The sequence below is a fragment of the Bradyrhizobium sp. CCBAU 51765 genome (genome assembly GCF_015291725.1).
Classification (GTDB): Bacteria; Pseudomonadota; Alphaproteobacteria; order Rhizobiales; family Xanthobacteraceae; genus Bradyrhizobium; species Bradyrhizobium liaoningense.
The window spans coordinates 749191-769787 of sequence record NZ_CP030038.1 but is presented as its reverse complement, the minus strand read 5'-3'; the positions used below and the strand labels follow the sequence as shown (position 1 = coordinate 769787).

Here is a 20597-nt window from a genome sequence, read left to right as displayed (position 1 = left end):
TGTTCGATTCGTTGCGCCGCGGAATGGCGGCGCGCTGGCGCGCTATCAGACGCCGGCTATCAGACGCCGGCTATCAAAGCATGACGCGCAGATTATCGGTAACTGATTCGATTCCGGGCGTCGCCTCGGCGGCCACGCGAACGGCTGCCTTCTCCTCCTTGCTGAACACGAAACCCCAGAGGTCGGCGTGGTGATCCTTGACGATGACGTTGAACGGCCTGTTCGCCCACGGCTGATCCTTGATGCCGTCGACGATACGCTGACGCAGCACGCGATCGGTTTCCGCCGTTTCACGAGCGTCGGTGGCACTGGCCAGCGCCTGCAGCAGGTTGGCGCGGCTGACGATGCCGACCACCAAGTTGTTCTGGACGATCGGCACCCGCTTGATGCCGTGCTTCTCCATGAGGTTGGCGATTTCGCGCAACGGCGTTTCGGGTGTCGCCGTGATCACGTCGCGGGTCATCACGTCGCTTACGCGCCTGGCATGCGATTTAACAAACTCCTTCGCCAGCGTGTCGGTCGATGAGAATAGTTCGAGCCACCACGAGCGTCGCCGCTCGGTATCATTCTCGGCGCGGCGGATCAGATCGCCTTCCGAGACGATGCCGACAAGCCTCGCGGTGATGTCGATGACCGGGACCGCACTGACGCCGTTGCTGACCATTGCATTCGCGGCGACCTGAATCGGAATATCAGGACCAACCGAAATGACCCCGCGAACCATCACGTCTTGCGCTTGCATCTGAGCCTCCTCCTCCTCTTCGGACGAGAACACTCTAAGCCGCGGCCAAAGGAGATGGTTGAGCTATGTCAAGCGAGCCGACCGCCCTCCATACTTACCTCACGGAGCATCGCTCTGGAAGATGGCCAGGATGCGCGGCTACCAAGACCATTACCTTGGCGTGTGAATTGACCTCTCGCGGGTCGTGTTTGTGGCCACCGCCGACATGCTCGGCACAGTCCCCGGCCCCTGCTGGACCGGACACGCCATTCTCGGCTCTAGTGAGTGCCGACGTTTTGGCGGGGCGCTGTTACGATGTAGGTCGTCTCACGGCAGCAATGTTGCTATCGGCGGCAGGTGTTGCGCTCAGAGCAATCAAGTCCTTCTCGTCGAGTGTCTCCTTCTCAAGCAAACGGCATGCGGCGCGCTCGAGCAGTTCGCGTCGGTCAGTCAGCAGGTTGACAGCACGCTCAAAGGCGGCGTCCACAGTAGCGCGTACCTCGGCGTCGATGGCGTCGGCGGTAGCATCGCCGTAGTCCCGCTCTTGCGCGTAGCCTGCGTAAGGGGTTGGACTCAGGAAGGGGTGCTGATTTTTCTCAAGCGCCACATGGCCGAGCTTCTCTGACATGCCGTAGCGTGTCACCATGGCACGGGCGATATCGGTCACTTTGGCGAGGTCGTCAGCAGCTCCCGTGGATAAGTGCCCGAACACGATCTTCTCTGCGCCGCGGCCGCCGAGCAAGACCGCCATTTTATTTTCCAGTTCCTCGCGAGTCATCAGGAAGCGGTCTTCCGTTGGGCGCTGGATGGTGTAGCCCAGCGCGCCCACCCCGCGTGGGATGATGGAGACCTTGTGCACGGCGTCCATGCCCGGCAGGGCCATGGCAACGAGCGCATGTCCCATCTCATGATAGGCGACCACCTCACGCTCCCTGGGGTTGAGAAGTCGGTTGCGCTTTTCCAGCCCTGCCACGATGCGCTCGACCGCGTTGTTGAAGTCCGCCATCGTTACAGCATCTGCCTTCCGGCGTGTGGCGAGCAGCGTGGCCTCGTTGACGAGGTTGGCGAGGTCTGCACCGGTGAAGCCGGGTGTGATCGCGGACACCTTCTCCGCGTCGACGTCCGGCGCGAGCTTAGCCTTCTTCATATGCACATGAAGAATCGCGGTTCGGCCCTGCTTATCCGGCCGGTCGACCAACACTTGGCGGTCAAAGCGACCCGCGCGCAGCAGCGCCGGGTCGAGAATCTCGGGCCGATTGGTGGCAGCCAGCAGCACCACGCCGATGGTCGGATCGAAACCATCGAGCTCCGACAGGAGCTGATTGAGCGTCTGCTCCTTCTCGTCATGCCCGCCCATCAGCGGCCCGATGCCCCGGGCCCGGCCGAGCGCGTCCAGCTCGTCGATGAAGATGATGGCGGGCGCCTTTGCCCGCGCCTGATCGAACAGATCGCGCACGCGCGCCGCGCCCACACCAACAAACATCTCCACGAATTCCGACCCGGAGATCGAGAAGAACGGTACCTCCGCCTCGCCGGCGACCGCGCGCGCAATCAGCGTCTTCCCCGTGCCGGGCGGTCCGACGAGGAGCACGCCCTTGGGCATACGTCCACCAAGCCGACCATATTCCTCCGGGTTCTTCAGGAAATCGACAATTTCCTGAAGTTCTACCTTGGCCTCATCGACGCCGGCCACGTCGGCAAACGTCACTTTGACGTCGGTTTCGACATAGACCTTCGCCTTGCTTTTGCCGATCTGCATCAGGCCGCCGCCAACGCCGCCTGCCATGCGCCGCATCGCGAACATCCATACGCCAACGAAAAGTGCCATCGGCACGATCCACGACAATAGATCGCGCAGGAAGGTACTTTCGATCTGGCCCGTGACAACGACGTTGTTCTGGCGAAGCTGTTCGGCGAAGTTTGGGTCGACGCGGGTGGTGATAAAGCGGAGCTGCCCTCCCTCAAGCGGCTTCCTGAACGTTCCTTGGATGTAGCGATCTGACACTTGCACTTCGGCAATTTGTCCGGCTCGCAGTTGGCTCTCGAACTCGCTGTAAGAAATCTGAGCGACTTGCTGCGTTGTCGTGAACAAGTACTGGAATAACATCAGACCAGCGAACGCGAGAAGCCAATACCAAATGTTGAACTGCGTCTTGTCGTTCATCTTGCTGGTTCTCATCTCCACACAATCTCGCGTTACTCCTACGCGTCGAAGCGCGACTCAGACGCGGGCCTCCCACTCGAGGCGCACGACGATCTTCTCGATTTCCGGGATAACGGTAAGGATGACGTGACGACTACGATCCAAGAGACCGTGAACTCATATCCGTCAGCAAGGCCCGTCGTCCCGCGCTTACGTTTGGAAAACCTACCAAAGCCTATCGGCAATCACTCGACGAAAGGTTGATCTAGATTAAAGGCGCATCAAGCTGACAGCCCGTCGCAAGCCTCACCTCTCACAGGGCATGAGTTTGGCCGCCTTTATATATCGGTGGAGAAAGGTGGATCACACTTCGCCAGGATGGGTGCTCGATGATCCGGTAATGAGTTGTCAATTTAAAGCCGGTGCGGCTGGTGGAAATTTCCGAGCTTCATAAGCCTTAAATGCCCCAGGGAACCCAGTTGTAATGGGACGGATTGTCAGCGATTTCGTCGCCCCCGATTTGTGAGCCGTGTGCAGACGATTCCCTGAACCGGTCCGCCTTGACTCAGATCAAGATTGGCGGTGATCTATGATGATAATCAAACAGCATGAAAACTCTGCCTCCGATAGCGGCGCAGCAGCGGAGCCATCGAGCGCGGTACGCTTCAATCTACGCATCGGCTGCTTCACACGGCGGCAATAGCGCGCCTCAGCGCGCCAAATCGTCGCAAAGTCAGAATGAAGAAACGTTGATCGCGGATCGCGCGGCTGCGTACAGCGACCTTGATCGGCTTGTGCGATCGTCAATCATGCAAGCAACCCTTGGCCGCTCACCACTCTCGGTGCTGAATGCGTACTCGGACTGGCTCGGCCATCTCGCGGTGGCGCCGGGTCTTCGACAGCAACTGCTTGAATTTGCCATCCAACGATCGCTGCAGCTTTGGCAATACGCGACGGGGTGTGCGGTCCACGGAGGGACGGCACCAGTACCCTGCGTCGGGCCGCTACCGCAAGACAACCGCTTCTCGAATCCCGCGTGGTCGACGTGGCCCTTCAACGTTGTTCATCAGGCGTTCCTTATGCAGGAGGAGTGGTGGGGGCGGGCGACGACGGCGGTGCCCGGCGTGTCGCCGCACAATGCGCGCGAGGTGTCGTTTCTGGCGCGGCAGGTTCTCGATCAATTCGCGCCCAGCAACTTTGTTGCAACCAACCCGGTGGTGCTGCGCAAGACCCTCGAAAGCGGCGGCCGGAACCTATGGGACGGCGCGTGCAATTTTGTCGACGACCTGCAGCGGGCCATTTCCCGCCGCCCAGTGGCGGGTACGGAGGCCTACCGGGTCGGCGAGACCATCGCCTGCACGCCCGGTTCGGTGATCTTCCGCAACGAGCTGATCGAGTTGATCCAATACAGCCCCATGACCGACAAGGTGCACCCGGAGCCTGTTTTGATCGTACCGGCCTGGATCATGAAGTACTACATCCTGGACCTGTCGCCGGAGAATTCGCTGGTGCGGCATCTCCTAGAGGCCGGCCACACTGTGTTCATGATCTCGTGGCGCAACCCCAGGCCGGAGCACCGCGATCTCGGCATGGACGACTACCTGTCGCTCGGGATCGACGCGGCGTTGGCGGGTGTCAAGGCGGTGGTCCCCGATCACCCTGTCCATGCCGTCGGATATTGCCTGGGTGGCACTTTGCTTGCCATCGCCGCTGCCGCGCTCGCCCGGCGCGAGGAGCACGCGCTCAAGACGCTCACGCTTTTAGCGGCGCAGACGGATTTCGCCGATGCCGGCGAACTGACGCTCTTCGTCGACGAGAGCGAGGTCACTTTTCTGGAAGACCTGATGTGGCAGCGGGGCCTATTGGAGGCGAGGCAGATGGCCGGCGCCTTCCACCTTTTGCGCTCGAACGACCTTATCTGGTCACGCGTCGTGCGTGACTATCTCCTGGGCGGACGCATGGCAGCGTCCGATCTGATGACATGGAATGCTGACGGCACGCGCATGCCCTACCGCATGCATAGCGAATATCTACGACAATTGTTTCTCAACAACGACCTGGCGGCGGGCCGTTATGTCGTGGGTGGCATGCCGGTTGGGCTCTCCAATATTGACGTGCCGATGTTTGTCGTAGCAACAGCGTGGGACCACGTCGCGCCATGGAAGTCGGTGTACAAGATTCATCTGCAGGCCGACGTAGACCTCACGTTTGTGTTGACGACGGGTGGACATAACGTCGGGATCGTCAATCCACCGAAGAGTTCGACGCGTCAGTATCGAATGGGTACGCAGCCGCACACGGCAACTTACATTTCGCCTGACCACTGGTTGGAAACCCATGATTCTATCGCTGGCTCGTGGTGGGGCGCTTGGGTGGACTGGCTTAAAACGAACTCCTCGGCGCCCGGCGCGCCACCTACGATGGGAGCGACAGCAATCGGGCTAAGCCCGATTGAGGGGGCGCCTGGCAGCTACGTGTTTGACCGCTGAATGATTTCGCCAATTTGGGGTTGGGATACTACGAAGTAGCCTAGTGGAGGAGTACATCATGAAAACTGTGAATGTGACCGAGCAACTGAACGCAATGCAACGCATGTTTCTGCCGACTTCTGATATTTCAGACACGTTGCGTAAGAATACGGGCTCGTACTGGGAGGATCAGGACAAGGTTCTCGACGCCATGCAGACATTTGCCAACGGGTGGTTCGAGCGGCGCCACGCCGGAACACATGCTGCGCTCGAAGCGGCGCAACGGATGTGCAAAGCCGAAACACCGGTCGAACTGCTGCGTGAGCATCAGGGTTGGGTCAGCGGTGCTTTCCAGCGGTTGATGACCGACGGATTGGCCTGCCAACAACAATGCATGGCGGTCGTCGGCACTATTGCGCCACCATTGACGCCGCTGGGCAGCGAAAAACAGGCAGGCGTTTCGCCGTCCGAATCGAAGGCGACCGCCCGCACCGACGCCGCGTAACCGCACATCCGGGAGCGAGTCTGAAGCCGGCAAAGCAAATTCACCGGTCTAGCATCCCCTGGCACGATCTCTCAGATGATCGTCCGCGATCGCAGGAATATGACTGTGATTGGCGCTGGCACGATATTTCGCATCGAAGTTCGCCACAATCGCGCCAGCCACCTTCGCTGAAATCCGACGGCCTCGGTGGCACGGCCCCCCGCCAATGCCAGCCAGCGTAACGCGATGACCCACCAGCTCAGCGGCGACAGAATATTGGAGGCAAGAAAGTCGACTGCGCCGAGGATCGGCATTCCTGCAAGCCTTAATTTCCGAGAACAGGCCGAATCTGGGGAACTTGGGACGCCCAGAAAAGACGCGATGCCCCAATCAAGAACGTCGCCCGCGCGCGAGCCTCGACGCAATAGCTACCGAGGATAATGACATGTCCATCCGCAATCTGCATAGAATGTTCGCGCCTCGCTCGGTTGCCGTAATCGGACCATCGACCAAGCCTCAATCCGTCGGCGCGGCTCTCATGCGCAATCTGCTCCAAGCCGGCTTTGGAGGACCGATTCTTCCCGTGCATCCGATGGCCCCCGCAATTCAAGGTGTCTTGGCATATCGCGACGTTGCCAGCCTTCCGGTCACCCCCGATCTCGCCGTTATTGCCACACCGCCCGAAGCCATCCCGCAGTTGATCGCAGATCTCGGTGCCCGCGGCACCCGCGCGGTCGTGGTGATCACTGCTGGCCTTACCGACGACGGCAAGGAAGCGGGTGCCCTTGTTGGCAGACGTCAGCAGCTCCTCAACGCCGCTCGTCCTCATCTCTTGCGTATCGTCGGTCCAAATTGCCTTGGTATTGCGGTTCCGGGGATTGGCCTGAATGCCACCTTTGGATCCGCTGCACCTCTTCCCGGTAACATCGCCTTTCTGACCCAGTCCGGGGCCATGGCGACCACCGTCCTCGACTGGGCGCTCCCCCGAGGAATCGGGTTTTCGGCAATCGTATCGATGGGAGATATGTGCGACGTCGACTTCGGCGACTTGCTCGACTACTTCGCACGCGATGATATTACGACGGCAATCCTGATTTACGCAGAGGCGATTACACAGGCACGAAAGTTCATGTCGGCAGCACGCAGGGCCGCGCGTGCCAAGCCTGTAATTGTCGTCAAGGCCGGCCGCCTCAAGGAAGGCGCACGCGCAGCAGCTTCACATACCGGGGCGCTCGCTGGGGCAGACGCCGTCTATGAAGCTGCCTTTAGGCGAGCTGGAATGCTTCGCGTGCATGAAATCGACGAGCTCTTTGACGCAGCCGCGACTCTCTCTCGGATGTTGCTGCAACGCGGCAATCGCCTCGCGATCGTCACAAATGGAGGCGGCCTCGGAGTGTTGGCAACGGATCGACTGATCGAGGAAGGCGGAATATTGGCTACGCTTGCTCCTGAAACGATTGCGAAGCTCGACGCCGTGCTCCCTCCCACCTGGAGCAAAGGGAACCCGGTCGATATCATCGGCGATGCCGGCGCGCAGCGCTATTCTGACGCTGTTTCCGTTCTCATGACGGAGCCTAACATCGATGGCTTGTTGGTGACCAACTGCCCGACAGGGGTTTCAACACCCCTCGAAGCTGCAAACGGGCTAGTTAAGACCTTGTCAAACCGTTGTCCGGCAACGTCCAGGCTGAATATCTTTGCCTCGTGGATGGGGGACGCGACTGCGCGCGAGGGACGCGCACGTCTCGTCGCTGCGGGCATTCCGCATTATGATACGGTTGAACGCGCCGTGCGTGCCTTCATGCACCTTGTGCGTTACCAACAAAGCCAGGAACTGCTTCTCCAAACACCGTCGTCGAGCGTGCCTTTTGCTGCAGCGGATGTCAAAGCCGCCAAGGCAATTATTCGCCAGGTTCTCGCCGACGGCCGCGAATGGCTCGATCCCGCAGAGTTCGCAGCCTTCCTCCAGTGCTATGGTGTTCCGATCGCGCGCACCGAGGCGGTCACCGACGGTGCGGAGGCCGCGCGCTTGGCTAGAGAGATCAAAAGGCCGGTAGCCTTGAAGATTCGGTCCCGTGACATCGTCCACAAGTCGGATGTTGGCGGCGTCGTGCTCAACCTCGTGGGACCTATCGAGGTTGCGGCAGCGGCCGATCGAATGATTTCGAATATCTCCAAGGCACTTCCAAACGCCCGTCTGGAGGGCTTCGTCGTGCAGGAAATGGTTATGCGACCTGGCTCCTATGAACTGATTGCGGGTATTACGACGGACCCAACATTCGGTCCGGTCATCCTTTTCGGTCATGGCGGAACCGCGGTCGAGGTCGTACGTGACAAATCGCTGGAGCTTCCTCCGCTGGACACAGCGCTTGCGAAGAGACAGATCGAGCGAACGCGAATCGCTTCGCTTCTGGCGGGATATCGTGATCGTCCACCTGTGCATATCGAAGAGCTTGTCGAAGTGCTCATCAAGTTGGGGCAAATTGCGGCTGATCATTCCGAGATCACGGAACTAGACATCAATCCGCTGCTTTGCGATCAAGCCGGCGTAATTGCGCTCGACGGCCGGATGCGGGTGCATGCTGCAAGCACAACAGCGCAGTCGCGCATGGCGATTCGACCCTACCCGCAGAGCCTTGAAGCGACAGTCAGTACGAGCGATGGAGGCTGCTATTTCGTTCGCCCGATCCGGCCGGAGGACGAACCAGCACTGCGCCAGATGGCAACCGGTATGGGTACGAACGAACTCTGGCATGAATTCTTTTCGCCGTTGCGTGACGACACGCGACGATCGGCGGCACGCCTAAGTCAGATAGACTACGACCGCGAAATGACGCTCGTTGCCTGGCACGGAGACACCCTCATTGGCATCGCGCGCATGACAGCCGATCCTGATCTTGAAAAGGCGGAATGCGCTGTTCTGGTTCGGGACTGGTCGTACAGTTTAGCGCGCGAATTGATGCGATTGCTGCTCGAAGCAGCAGCAATTCAAGGCATTCGGCAAGTAGTCTCTGTTCTGCCAACCAACCACGCAGCACTCTCAACACTATTTAAGGACGTTGGGTTCTCGCTGGAAGCACACGAAGCTGATCCGTCACACTCCTTGGCAACGCGAGAAACTGAACAGCCACATCCCTGAGAAGGGACCGTCTACGCTGGCAGGAGGTCAAGATGAAAGCGGCTGATATCATTTCGCTCTGGGCAGCCACGATCTACTCCGATACCTCGATCGCGCAACCTGCCCAATTGATGCTTCCGTACTGTATCAGCGAACTGCCCGCCGTTGATGCCACGAAGAATCTCGTTGGCATCGTTGCGGAGGTTCACGGTTTGCGTCGCTCTGAGAGCTGCACCGCACATAACGCCAAGCCCGCAACGCTGAACGGTAAGGGACAAGCCGGGCAACGAGTATGGCGGTTCATGAAGCGCCTATAGACATCTCGCAATCTGCCTGCCGCCACGGCACCGGGAGAGCAAGCCAAGGAGGATGCGATGCCCAAACGACCTGACGAACTGGTCTGGTTTGAGGAATTAGGCCGTGCCGATGTCGCGCTCGTCGGCGGGAAGAATGCGTCACTCGGCGAGATGGTGCGCCATCTCGGCGAACGGGGTGTCTCTGTTCCGCCGGGTTTTGCAACCACGGCTCAGGCATTTTGGCGCTTCATCGATTCCAACCAACTGAGAGATATCATCGCAACCACGCTACAAGACTTGCAGGCGGGCCGGACCCCGTTGCCCGAAGCCGGACAGTCGATCCGCCGCGCCGTCCTTCGCGGCGAATGGCCAAAGGACACGGCCGCCGCCATCGGCGGCGCCTACCGGGAGCTTTGCCGGCGTGGCGGTAAAACGGACGCCGATGTAGCCGTGCGGTCTAGCGCGACGGCCGAGGACCTTCCAGATGCCAGCTTTGCCGGGCAGCAAGAGACGTTTCTCAACATTCGCGGCGAGGCGGCGTTGCTCGACGCCTGCCGGCGTTGCTTTGCGTCGCTTTTCACCGACCGCGCCATCAGCTACCGGCAGACCAAAGGCTTCGATCACCTTAAGGTCGCACTTTCGGTCGGCGTTCAGACCATGGTGCGCTCGGACCTCGGCAGCGCCGGGGTCATGTTCACGATCGATACCGAGACTGGCTTTGACAAGATCGTGGTAGTCGATGCCGCCTGGGGACTGGGGGAAACCGTCGTGCAAGGCACAGTTGATCCCGACGAATATCAGGTGTTCAAGCCGCTGCTATCGGAGCCGTCTCTGTCGCCGATCGTCGAGAAGCGGCTGGGTGGAAAGGCACAGAAGATGATCTATGCCCGGGAAGGCGATCGGCCCACCCGCACCGTGCCAACTTCCAAGGCGGAACGTGCCGTATTCGTCCTGACGGATCAGGATATCCTTACACTCGGCCGCTGGGGCTGTGTGATCGAGGACCACTACGGCTGCCCGATGGACATCGAATGGGCCAAGGACGGCGAGAGCGGCGAGCTGTTCATCGTTCAAGCACGGCCCGAGACAGTGCAATCCCGCAAGGACGCGGGCGAGTACAGATCCTATCGAATCAAATCGAAGGGGCGGACACTTGTCACCGGCCTGAGCATCGGCGAAGCGATCGTGACCGGGCCTGTCTGCCTTATTGAGAGCGCCCGCGACATCGGTCGCTTCGTCGACGGCGCCGTTCTGGTGACGCAGAATACCGACCCCGATTGGGTGCCGATCATGAAGCGGGCTGCGGCGATCGTCACCGATCGCGGCGGACGTACGTCGCACGCCGCTATCGTCAGTCGCGAGCTCGGCCTGCCGGCCATCGTCGGCACCGGCGACGCGACGAGCCTTTTGTCCGATGGACAGGAGGTTACGGCGTCCTGCGCCGAGGGCGACCAGGGCTTCGTCTACGAAGGGTTTGCCGAGTACGAGGTCGAGAAGCTGGATTTCAGAAACCTGCCCCCTACCCGCACCCAAATCATGCTCAATCTCGGAAATCCGGCAGCGGCATTCCGCTGGTGGCGAATTGCCGCGGACGGTGTTGGGCTTGCTCGCATGGAGTTTGTTGTCAGCAACCACATCAAGGTGCACCCGATGGCCTTGGTACATTTTGACACGCTCGAAGATCGGGATGCCAAACAAACCATTGCCGATCTCACCCAGGGCTACGTGGACAAGACGGAATATTTTGTCGACCACCTAGCGCGAGGACTCGCCCGAATCGCTGCCGCTCAGCATCCCAAGCCAGTCATCATCCGCATGAGCGACTTCAAGACCAATGAATATGCAAACCTGGTCGGCGGCGCCGCCTTCGAGCCCAAAGAGGAGAATCCGATGATCGGGTTCCGCGGGGCCTCGCGCTATTACTCGCCGCGCTATCGCGACGGTTTCAAATTGGAGTGCCGCGCGATCTGCCGCTTGCGCGAAGAGATGGGCTTCCGTAACGTTATCGTCATGATCCCATTCTGCCGCTCAATCAAGGAGGCAGACCGCGTCCTCGACGTCATGGCAGAAAACGGCCTGCGGCGCGGCACGAATGGTCTCGAAGTTTACGTTATGTGCGAGATTCCCTCGAACGTCATCCTGGCGAAGGCATTCGCCGAACGGTTCGACGGTTTCTCGATCGGCAGCAACGATTTGACCCAGCTCACGCTCGGCGTTGACCGCGATTCCGAGGAACTCGCGGAGCTCTTCGACGAGCAGGACGAGGCGGTGAAGTGGATGATCAGCAATGTAATCCACGAAGCGCACAAGGCTGGCGCCAAGATCAGCCTCTGCGGACAGGCGCCGAGCGACCATCCGGAGTTCGCCGAGTTCCTGGTGGCCTGCGGCATCGACTCCATTTCCGTCAGCCCTGACAGCTTCATCGAGGTCAAGCGTAAGGTCGCGGCGGCGGAAGCAGTCGGCAAGGACGCCGACGCGTCCCCCGCTGCACGTCGTTCATGAACGTTGTGTAGCAGGTGGGCATTGTGGACGACGAGCTCGAAGCCGCCTAGCGCGACGAGGCCGGGTGAGTTCCGGAGCCACCAGTACTGGTAAGGCCTAACGACGTCTAATTTTGTCACAGAAACTATCGCAAAATTATGCGCCGGATCACCAAGCGCTATAGCCGGCGCAAGGTCCCTCGATGGCTGGAGTTGTTGTGGGCACCCCGCTGGCAAGCATCACAGCGATGTATCGATCAACTCTGTCTGCGGATTCGCAAACCGTTGAGCCCGTAAGCGCCGCCGACCAACGAGACCCGGTCTTGCGGTAAATCAAAGCTAAGATTGTCCTGATGACCTCTATTTTGATTTGAATTGATGCGGCGATAGGAGAAGGAAAGGGCCGTCCACCATGGTGGTCCTGGAACTCCGTGCGCAGGTTTCGATACCTTGGCCCAGGCACTGAGGAGTAAAATCATGAACATGCCGAGTTGGATGAACGGGCCTCCCAAGCGGATTCTTCTGGCAACTGATCTGAGCCCCCGTTGCGATCGCGCGCTCGATCGTGTCGTATTGCTGGCCGACCAGTGGCAGGCGAAGCTGGTCATCGTGCACGTTCTTGAAGAGCCAGAACCGAACATGACAGATCCGACGGGGCGACTGCCTTCCTGGAGGCGCCCGTCCGACCCGCTCAGCGTTGCGCGGAAGCAACTGCACACCGACGTCGGTCCCGTCGCGGGGCACGCAACGGTCGTGATCGAAACCGGCGATCCGGTCGACGCCATCATTCGTACCGCTGAGAACGAAGACTGCGGCCTGATCGTGACAGGTCTGGCCCGGGACGAGATACTTGGCCGCTTTCTCCTGGGACGGACCGTGGACCGGCTGCTTCGCCGTTCGCAGGTGCCGCTGCTGGTCGTCAAAAACCGCGCACGAGCGCCGTATCGGCACGTCGTCGTCGCAACGGACTTTTCCAATCCATCGCGTCACGCACTTGAAGCCGCTGCCCACATGTTTCCGTACCAACGGCTCACTGTTTTTAATGCGTATGAGGCGCCATTGTCGGGCAGAATGATAGATTCTGCGCCCTATCAAAGACAATATCGCACGGCGGTCGAACAAGAATGCGATGCATTTCTGCAAACTATGAAAAAGCCCGACCAATGGCAGTCACCTAATGTCCTGATCGAGCATGGCGCACCATGGGAACTATTGCGTGAGTATGTCCAAGAAAAGGCGGTAGATCTCGTCGTTCTGGGTACGCAAGGGCGTAGTGCTGTCATGGAAGTATTGCTGGGAAGCGTCGCCAAAATGATCGTGGACGAAGTGCATTGCGACGCTTTAGTCATTCGGGCGCCACCCGCGGCGACAGAAATCTGAGGTCGCGACATCAGTCGCGAAGGCGTGCCGGCAAACTTCGACGGTCTCAGATATAGTTTCGCCATGCGCATTCATCTTTCCGAGGCGCACGATGCGATGATACATGCGGATGGGATGATTTACCGTCAGGGTGGGCTTGGCAAAGTGCCTGACCTGCGGCCGCAACATTATCGCGGGCCTTCTCCCGCGATATGCGGCACGCCGACAACCTTTTCGATCGGCACCACGAAAGCCAATCCTCGGCCCGGCTTGTTCAACTCGGCAACGCGAATAATTTCCTGAAGGATAACTTCGTTCTGGTTCTCATGCGTGAGCGTGAGCACGATTTCCTTTTCCGGCTCGATCGGGATGCCAAAGATCGAATCCTTCTCGTTGACGCCCACACCGCGCCCGAGGAGTACCGTGCCTCCAGTGGCGCCCGCCTTCATAGAAGCTTCCAGAACAGTATCGCCCCATCCTTTACGCACGATACTTACGATCAGGGAGGGATTCCGCATTTTCACGGCTCCTTTCGAAATTTCTTTGGGGCTTCCTTCCACCGGATAAGAAGTCCCAGCATCATGACAGAAATCAACGGCGCCAGCGCGATCAGCGCCACGAGGCCCAGGCCATGCAGGACAGGGTCCTGGTTTCCCAGTGCCGCCGACGCGCCCAAAGCAAGTGCCAGCAGGAAGGTATTGGCAAGCGGACCAGTGGCCACGCCGCCAGCATCGACGGCAACCGCCACGAAGCTCTTTTCGCTGAACCACATCATAATGATGACCAGCGCATAGCCCGGCACCAGCAGGTACAATATTGGAGTTTCGTAGCCAATCCTGAGCATCCCCAGCCCGACGAACACCGATACGCCAATGCAGACCGCATATAAAACCAGGGACCGGCGGATGGAGCCGTTGGAGGCTTCCTCGACCTGATCCGCAAGGATTCGCACCGCCGGTTCCCCCCAGGTCGTGACGAAGCCGAGAAGTAGGCCGGCCGGCAGCAGCAGCCATTTCTGGGACAGCGCGCCGAGAGCTGCGCCGATCGCCCGTCCGAACGGCATGAAGCCGATACCCACGCCCAGCAGAAACAAAAACAGCCCTGCGGCCGCCATCAACGTTCCGGTCAGGATTTCCCGGACATCCTTGCGAGGCAGGTTGAGCAGGAAAATCTGGAAGACCATGAAGATGATCGCCAGCGGCAGCAACGCCAGCACGACACTCCATCCGGTGGCTCCCAATTCCTCCAGAAAGGGCTTCTCAATCACCGCAGCACCATCCCCATGATCATAACGGCGATAATCGGTCCAACCGAGGCGAAGCCTAGGAGTCCGAATCCGTCGGACACCGCGCTGCGCCCGGACAGAACGGAGCTCAGGCCGACGGCCAACGCAATCACCACTGGCGCCGTCAGTACGCCGGTGGTGACGCTACCGGCATCATAGGCCAAGGGCACAAATTCCGCGGGGGTGACGAACGAGAGGAAAATCACCACGCCAAATGCGATTGTGAACAGGAGCCGCATCGATGCGCCATAGACGACGCGCGCCATTGCAAGAGCCACGAAGACGGCAACGCCGACGGCGATCACATAGAGAACCGCCTCTCCGTCGATGCCGCCTTGCGAGATGCGATCGACCTGGCTGGCGAGGACCAGCACGTCCGGCTCGGCGACGGTGACGGCAAAGCCCATGGCGAAGCCCACCGCAACGATCACCGCGACCGATCCTTTCTTGGGCAGTTCGGCTCCGATGAATCTCCCCATCGGCAGAATGCCGAGATCGACTCCCATGAACAGGAGCATCATCCCGACGATGACAAGCGCCGCTCCCGCAAGAAACTGAAGAAACAGTAACATGGGCGCCTGAACGAGTATCACCTGAAGCACGCAGATCATGCCGATGAGCGGCGCGACGGTCCTTAGCACCTCAAGTAGTCTTGCTTTCAGTTCCGAGGACATGGATCCGAACAGTCTCTCTCAGCCGCAGCGGGGTGGAAAGTCAGCCCCTTTGAAGGCAGCCAGCCTGACAGAGATAGAGATCAGGCCCCGACTAACGTACCAGTCAATGTGAAATGAGAAGCCCGCCTTCAGTGCCTTTATTGATCAAAATCAAAGACGCTCTCCAGTGCACGAATATGTTTCTTGTTGCCGCAATCCTCAAAGGAGTTTTGTCAGAGACGGCTTCCACGGTCATGAAAGCTTTGGACTGGCAATCCAAAAACGGTCCCGCCTACGGTTTCCGTTAGCCACCAAGATTTTACTGGGTTTTATAGGATGAGGAAGTGCTCATGGAAGGCTTGAGCCGATCTAGATCAAAGATTGCCACGCTTACTACTTCCCTCGATCGTGCACTTCAAGCACCTGAAGAGCACGCGGAGGCGACGCCGACGCCAAAAGGCGCAACGGCAGAAAGGCGGGTCCGTCCAAAGGCCGCTAGTGTGTCATGGTACGGCAGCCTTCTGATAATCGGCACGTTGCTTGTTGCCGCTGCTTGGGAGTTCTTCCGATTGATCATCGTGATCATCACCATGGACTAATAAGGTGAGCCCCGACTGATCGAGACGTCGCAATGATTGCCCGTCAGCATGACTGATAGAATTGCTCGGCCATGGTGCCTACCCAATCTTCGCCCATTCCTCATCTTCGGGCGACCTGAACGAAAGCCCGGACGTGGTGTCGACCAGGCAGAGGTGGTCGTGAACCAGCCTGACACCTGAGACGTTTTCAGCCGCCACGATCGTGGCCCGCCGGAAGCGCTCGTCCGTGATGATGCCGCTGAGATGCACAATTCCGTCACGAACCGTGACGCCGAATTGCACTGGTCGCCAGTCATTCTTCTCGACGGCGGCGATCACGCGGTCACGAATGTGATCATCATCTGCTGTCGGGTCCGGTACGTCCCGCGCCAGACTTGCAACAGCGCGGAGCAAGTCAGCGCGGGTCACAATGCCCGTTAGCGTGTGTCCACGCACCACAGGCAGACGCTTGACGTTGCGACGTTCCATCAAACGCACAAGCTCTGCAAGCGGCATGTCTTCGGTTGCGGTACAGAGATCATCTTGCGTCATAATCGCACCGACCTTCCGACCATGCTCGCGTACGAAGTCCTGGGCAACCTTTCCGGTAGCCCCCATCAGGAACTCGAGCCATCTGATGCGAGGACTTTGCGTACCAATCTCACTGCGTCGCACAAAGTCTCCTTCCGATACCACGCCGATTAGCCGCCCCGTCTCGTCAACCACCGGCAGGCCGCTGATATGCTGCTGCAACATGAGGTTTGCAGCGTCCAAAATGGGCGTATCGGCTGTCACCGTGGTCACCTTGCGACTCATAATCTGATGTGCACGCATTCAAACCTCCCGTTTGAGATGAACGTTATTCAAGACCGAAACCGCATGGTTGATGCAGCTCAATCACGAGCCAAATCGGGTCGGGCATTTTCGATTGATCTGCGTCAAATAGTCGACCGACCTTGAGAATAAGGAGGACTTTGGGGATTGTAACGGGCTGACTTGATGAAAACCCGTCAAATGAACAAGCTCAACGCGCGTTTTCATTTCTTGCTTTCGGCATCTGCCATTTCAAGCATAGATACGGCGATGCAGTTTTACGGAACCTAGAACCGATTGGGCAGGGAGACGTCGATGCCTTCTACTGGATTTCTCAACGACAGCCAGGAGAAGGTCCTCTCAATCCATCACCTATCATTGGCCGAACTGCTTGACCGCCTTGCGGTCGAGCCGGAGCGCGGTCTTTCGCAAGAGCAGGTCGAAGAGCGGCTTTCCCGCTATGGTTCCAATACCTTACCCATGGCCGCGCCTCGTCCCACGTGGTTGAAGTTCCTCGACCAATTCAAGAGCTTGCTCATCGTTGTATTGGCAGTTGCAGCCGCTCTTGCCGCAGTGGTGGGCAATTTGAAGGACGCTGCGGTCATCATCGCGGTCGTTCTGTTCAATGCGGCACTGGGCTTCTATCAAGAGCATCGAGCCGAGCGGAGCCTGGCAGCATTGCGCGGCATGCTGCCCGTCAAGGCAAGGGTGCGCCGCAACGGGATGATCGCTGAGGTGTTGGCCGATAGTCTCGTCCCCGGCGATATCGTTCTGCTTGAGGCGGGAGACAGGATTCCGGCGGATGGCCGGCTAATTCAAGCCGCAAGCCTCGCCATCGATGAATCCTCCCTCACCGGCGAATCCCTGCCGGTACAGAAGGACGCCAGCGCGTCGGTGCTGCCCGAAGCTCCCCTCGCCGAACGTCAGAACATGGCTTTCATGAACACGTTGATGACGAGAGGACGCGGAGAGATCGTGGTGACACGGACAGCCGCGTCTACCGTCATGGGCAAAATCTCGAAAGAGTTGACGACTGCAAGTGACAACAAAAGCCCGCTGCAGGTCCAGCTCGACGTGCTTGGCAAACGGCTCGGCGGCATAGCGCTGGTACTGGTCGGACTTCTGGGCTTCCTCGAATATCTTCGCAGCGCCGACCTTGCGCACGCTCTCCTTGATGCCATTGCACTGGCGGTCGCCGCGGTGCCGGAAGGATTGCCGGCTGTCGTCACCGTCACGCTGGCGTTGGGAATGCACCGAATGGCCCAGCAACACGCCATCGTTAAACGGCTCGCCAGCGTCGAAACGCTCGGCTCAACGACCGTTATCTGCTCCGACAAGACCGGGACGCTGACGCTCAATCAGATGACCGTGCGCGCCTTTTGTTTTCGGGGTCGGCGCTTTGCGGTTTCGGGAGAAGGATATCGCAACGCGGGTGAGATTACCCCGGACGACGGCGTCATTGGCCGCGTCGACCTCCGGCCAATGCTTGTTCCGCTCGCTCTTTGCAATGACAGCCAGGTGAAGGAGGGGCGGGTCATCGGCGACCCTATGGAAGGGGCATTACTGGTGTTGAGCGTCAAGGGCGGCTTGGACCCCGAAGCGGTGGCTCGTCAATTCCCTCGAATAGCTGAGATCCCATTCGATGCTGCCCACAAATTCATGGCAACCTTTCACCGCGACGGGGAGATCATCCGCGTGCTGGTCAAGGGTGCGCCTGATGTGCTCCTTTCTCGATGCGATCGCCAGTTGACTCCCGAAGGGGAAACGGAATTTGACGCAGCCGATGGATCAGGCATCGAGCGCGAATACGCGGCGCTCGCGACACGCGGATTGCGCGGCCTGCTAATTGCCTCACGCAGTGTTCCTCTGTCGGAATTCGATCCGAACGGCGATCTGCATCGGCTTGTCTCGGGCCTGACCTTTGTCGGGCTGATCGGCCTCATGGACCCCCCTCGGCCGGAAGCCAAGGACGCCATAGCACGCTGCAGGTTTGCGGGCATCCGCGTTAAGATGATCACCGGCGATCACAGGGATACGGCGCTGGCAATCGCGAGGGAGCTTGGCCTCGAGGGAAACGCGATCACCGGAGTAGAGTTGGAGGCCATGGATGCCTTGGACCTTGCCCAGGACATAGAGGACATCGCCGTGTTCGCGCGCGTCGCCCCTGAGCACAAAGTCAAAATCGTTCGTGCGCTGCAAGCCAAGGGACACGTCGTCGCAATGACAGGCGACGGTGTCAACGACGCGCCCGCACTAAAGACTGCCGACATCGGTGTAGCCATGGGTATCAGCGGTACGGCGGTCAGCAAAGAAGCAGCCAGCATGGTGCTGACCGACGACAATTTTGCGACCATCGTGAGTGCCATTCGGCAAGGCCGCGCACTCTATGACAACATCATCAAATTTGTTCGCTTCCAGTTGTCCACGACAATCGGCGCCATCCTGACCGTGTTCTTTGCTCCGCTCGCCGGCATGCCGGAGCCCTTCACGCCGCTCCAGATCTTATGGGTTGCAATGATCATGGATGGACCGCCTGCGGTCTCGCTGGCTCTCGATGCGCCACGGCCCGGCCTGATGACCGAAGCGCCTCGTCCACGCGATGTGCCGCTACTGACGTTTCCCAGGTTCGTCAAAATTATGGCGTTTGGCCTGACCATGATGGCCGGCACACTCCTTGTGCTTCACTATGGCCTACAAACAGGAAATGAGCCGCGCGCCCTCACCCTCGCCTTCACAACGTTCGTGCTCTTCCAATTCTTCAATGCCTTTAATGCCCGCGTCGAGGAGGGCACCGCCTTCAACCGCCGCATTTTCGACAATCCGATGCTTTGGGTGAGTCTTTGCGGGGTCCTAGGCCTGCAAATAATCGTCGTGAATTGGGAGCCAGCGCAGAAGCTGTTTAATGTCACAAACCTCAGCCTTTTCGATTGGCTGTTGGCTGCATGTGTCGCCTCGTCTGTGTTGCTTCTTGAAGAAGCGCGCAAGCTTGGAGGCCGCCTTTTGCACGCCATTGGACTCGTCTGACTCGCAATTGACGCCTTCATCTTCACGGAGTTATTGCGATCTTCAGTACACCATCGCGCTGATTTGCGAATAGTTCGTAGGCGCGCTCGATGTCATCGAGCTTGAACCGGTGCGTTACAAGCGATTTCAGGTCGATGCGTCCCGAGGCGATGACCGCCATGAGGCGCCGCATTCGTTCCTTACCCCCAGGGCAGAGCGTTGTCACGATCGTGTGGTCGCCAAGCCCAGCCGCAAATGCGGCGAGGGGTAACCGCAAGTCGCTTGAATAAACGCCAAGACTTGAGAGCCTCCCGCCAGGACGTAAAACACGCAAGCATGCCTCGAAGGTCGATTGAATACCGAGCGCCTCGATTGCAACGTCAACGCCGCGACCATCGGTGATACGAAGGATTTCCTGGACGGGATCAACTTTTCTGAAATCGATGACATGATCGGCTCCTAGCCGACGCGCCATTTCCAGTCGCTCCGGAATGCTATCCACTCCAATGATTGTCGTGGCGCCGGAGAGTTTTGCGCCTGCAGTTGCGCAAAGGCCGATCGGACCCTGCGCAAAGACGGCAACTGCATCACCGATCCGGATGTGTCCACTCTCGGCCCCACCAAAGCCGGTCGACATGATGTCGGGACACATCAGGACCTGTTCGTCTGTTAGGTTGTCAGGCACTGGGGCGAGGTTTGCCATCGCGTCAGGCACAAGCACGTATTCGGCCTGACAACCATCGATCGTATTGCCGAATTTCCAACCTCCCATAGGTTTCCAGCCATGCGCCGTGCCGGCACCGTCCTGGGCATGGCACCCGTCAAGAGACGCGTGACTGTGACCACTCGGCGTGATCGCGCCTGCGATGACCCGCTGACCCTCTCGATATCCTTGTACCGCGGACCCAAGCTTCTCTATGACGCCAACGGGCTCATGACCGACCGTCAGCCCGCTGCGAACAGGATACTCACCCTTGAGAATATGAACATCAGTGCCGCAGATCGTTGTTGTGGTCACCCTCAGCAGGGCATCGAGCGGGCCGACATCCGGTATCGGTTTGTCGTCAAGAATAATTCGGCCAGGCTCGACAAAGATGGCTGCTTTCATCTTGGCCATGTTCCATCTCCATTCTTGAACATCGACAGACTTGATTAGCAGTGTGCTAAGCTCGATGTTTGACCTAGCTTTCAACGCA

General features: G+C 59.1%; 14 protein-coding genes. 7 read left to right on the top strand and 7 right to left on the bottom strand.

Annotation, left to right across the window (positions count from 1 at the left end; all coding sequences use genetic code 11):
- Positions 1–73: 73 nt before the first annotated feature.
- Positions 74–775: a CBS domain-containing protein gene (locus XH96_RS03560; protein WP_246789937.1), complete on the bottom strand. Its 702-nt coding sequence runs from the start codon at positions 773–775 to the stop codon at positions 74–76.
- Between the two features lie 256 nt (positions 776–1031).
- The gene (gene ftsH, locus XH96_RS03555; protein WP_194391083.1) at positions 1032–2885 is read right to left on the bottom strand and encodes an ATP-dependent zinc metalloprotease FtsH; all 1854 of its coding nucleotides are present in this window, start codon (positions 2883–2885) and stop codon (positions 1032–1034) included.
- Positions 2886–3673: 788 nt separating this feature from the next.
- Here ftsH and XH96_RS03550 point away from each other — a divergent pair.
- The 6 genes from XH96_RS03550 to XH96_RS03525 all read left to right on the top strand — a co-directional run bounded on the left by XH96_RS03550 (position 3674) and on the right by XH96_RS03525 (position 13090).
- Positions 3674–5353, top strand: coding sequence for an alpha/beta hydrolase (locus tag XH96_RS03550; RefSeq protein ID WP_246789936.1), 1680 nt, complete (start codon positions 3674–3676; stop codon positions 5351–5353).
- A 58-nt stretch (positions 5354–5411) separates the two neighbouring features.
- On the top strand, positions 5412–5837 hold the full coding sequence (locus XH96_RS03545) for a hypothetical protein (protein WP_194391081.1): 426 nt from the start codon (positions 5412–5414) through the stop codon (positions 5835–5837).
- Positions 5838–6261: 424 nt separating this feature from the next.
- Positions 6262–8955, top strand: a complete 2694-nt coding sequence (locus tag XH96_RS03540) for an acetate--CoA ligase family protein (protein ID WP_194391080.1) — start codon at positions 6262–6264, stop codon at positions 8953–8955.
- 32 nt (positions 8956–8987) lie between these two features.
- Positions 8988–9251 carry a hypothetical protein gene (locus XH96_RS03535; RefSeq protein WP_194391079.1) on the top strand — a complete coding sequence of 88 codons (264 nt, stop codon included), beginning with the start codon at positions 8988–8990 and terminating at the stop codon, positions 9249–9251.
- Positions 9252–9308: 57 nt separating this feature from the next.
- Positions 9309–11732: a phosphoenolpyruvate synthase gene (gene ppsA / locus XH96_RS03530; protein WP_194391078.1), complete on the top strand. Its 2424-nt coding sequence runs from the start codon at positions 9309–9311 to the stop codon at positions 11730–11732.
- A gap of 455 nt (positions 11733–12187) precedes the next feature.
- Complete coding sequence (locus XH96_RS03525; RefSeq protein ID WP_194391077.1) at positions 12188–13090, top strand: universal stress protein; 903 nt, start codon at positions 12188–12190, stop codon at positions 13088–13090.
- A 167-nt stretch (positions 13091–13257) separates the two neighbouring features.
- Here XH96_RS03525 and XH96_RS03520 read toward each other — a convergent pair whose 3' ends face one another.
- From XH96_RS03520 to XH96_RS03505, 4 genes are all read right to left on the bottom strand, one after another.
- Complete coding sequence (locus XH96_RS03520) at positions 13258–13587, bottom strand: P-II family nitrogen regulator (RefSeq protein ID WP_194391076.1); 330 nt, start codon at positions 13585–13587, stop codon at positions 13258–13260.
- A 2-nt stretch (positions 13588–13589) separates the two neighbouring features.
- Complete coding sequence (locus XH96_RS03515) at positions 13590–14336, bottom strand: DUF1538 domain-containing protein (protein ID WP_246789934.1); 747 nt, start codon at positions 14334–14336, stop codon at positions 13590–13592.
- Positions 14333–15028 (bottom strand): DUF1538 domain-containing protein, encoded by a 696-nt coding sequence (locus XH96_RS03510; protein ID WP_194391075.1) that lies wholly within the window; start codon positions 15026–15028, stop codon positions 14333–14335. Before XH96_RS03510 ends, XH96_RS03515 begins: the two co-directional genes overlap by 4 nt.
- A gap of 656 nt (positions 15029–15684) precedes the next feature.
- The gene (locus tag XH96_RS03505) at positions 15685–16419 is read right to left on the bottom strand and encodes a CBS domain-containing protein (RefSeq protein ID WP_194391074.1); all 735 of its coding nucleotides are present in this window, start codon (positions 16417–16419) and stop codon (positions 15685–15687) included.
- 294 nt (positions 16420–16713) lie between these two features.
- On the opposite strand from XH96_RS03505, the gene XH96_RS03500 reads away from it, so the two are divergent.
- A complete protein-coding gene (locus XH96_RS03500) occupies positions 16714–19422 on the top strand; it encodes an HAD-IC family P-type ATPase (RefSeq protein WP_194391073.1) in 2709 nt (902 codons plus the stop codon).
- Between the two features lie 22 nt (positions 19423–19444).
- Here the strand turns inward: XH96_RS03500 and XH96_RS03495 are convergent, their stop codons facing one another.
- Positions 19445–20518 carry an NAD(P)-dependent alcohol dehydrogenase gene (locus XH96_RS03495; RefSeq protein WP_194391072.1) on the bottom strand — a complete coding sequence of 358 codons (1074 nt, stop codon included), beginning with the start codon at positions 20516–20518 and terminating at the stop codon, positions 19445–19447.
- Positions 20519–20597: the final 79 nt, after the last annotated feature.

What these genes read in the sequence shown, in the direction of transcription:
- ftsH (WP_194391083.1), bottom strand. Translation starts at nt 2,885, where the DNA reads ATGAACGACAAGACGCAGTTCAACATTTGGTATTGGCTTCTCGCGTTC.
- XH96_RS03500 (WP_194391073.1), top strand. Translation starts at nt 16,714, where the DNA reads ATGCCTTCTACTGGATTTCTCAACGACAGCCAGGAGAAGGTCCTCTCA.
- XH96_RS03550 (WP_246789936.1), top strand. Translation starts at nt 3,674, where the DNA reads ATGCAAGCAACCCTTGGCCGCTCACCACTCTCGGTGCTGAATGCGTAC.
- XH96_RS03525 (WP_194391077.1), top strand. Translation starts at nt 12,188, where the DNA reads ATGAACATGCCGAGTTGGATGAACGGGCCTCCCAAGCGGATTCTTCTG.
- XH96_RS03505 (WP_194391074.1), bottom strand. Translation starts at nt 16,419, where the DNA reads ATGCGTGCACATCAGATTATGAGTCGCAAGGTGACCACGGTGACAGCC.
- XH96_RS03520 (WP_194391076.1), bottom strand. Translation starts at nt 13,587, where the DNA reads ATGCGGAATCCCTCCCTGATCGTAAGTATCGTGCGTAAAGGATGGGGC.
- ppsA (WP_194391078.1), top strand. Translation starts at nt 9,309, where the DNA reads ATGCCCAAACGACCTGACGAACTGGTCTGGTTTGAGGAATTAGGCCGT.
- XH96_RS03540 (WP_194391080.1), top strand. Translation starts at nt 6,262, where the DNA reads ATGTCCATCCGCAATCTGCATAGAATGTTCGCGCCTCGCTCGGTTGCC.
- XH96_RS03545 (WP_194391081.1), top strand. Translation starts at nt 5,412, where the DNA reads ATGAAAACTGTGAATGTGACCGAGCAACTGAACGCAATGCAACGCATG.
- XH96_RS03535 (WP_194391079.1), top strand. Translation starts at nt 8,988, where the DNA reads ATGAAAGCGGCTGATATCATTTCGCTCTGGGCAGCCACGATCTACTCC.
- XH96_RS03495 (WP_194391072.1), bottom strand. Translation starts at nt 20,518, where the DNA reads ATGGCCAAGATGAAAGCAGCCATCTTTGTCGAGCCTGGCCGAATTATT.
- XH96_RS03510 (WP_194391075.1), bottom strand. Translation starts at nt 15,028, where the DNA reads ATGTCCTCGGAACTGAAAGCAAGACTACTTGAGGTGCTAAGGACCGTC.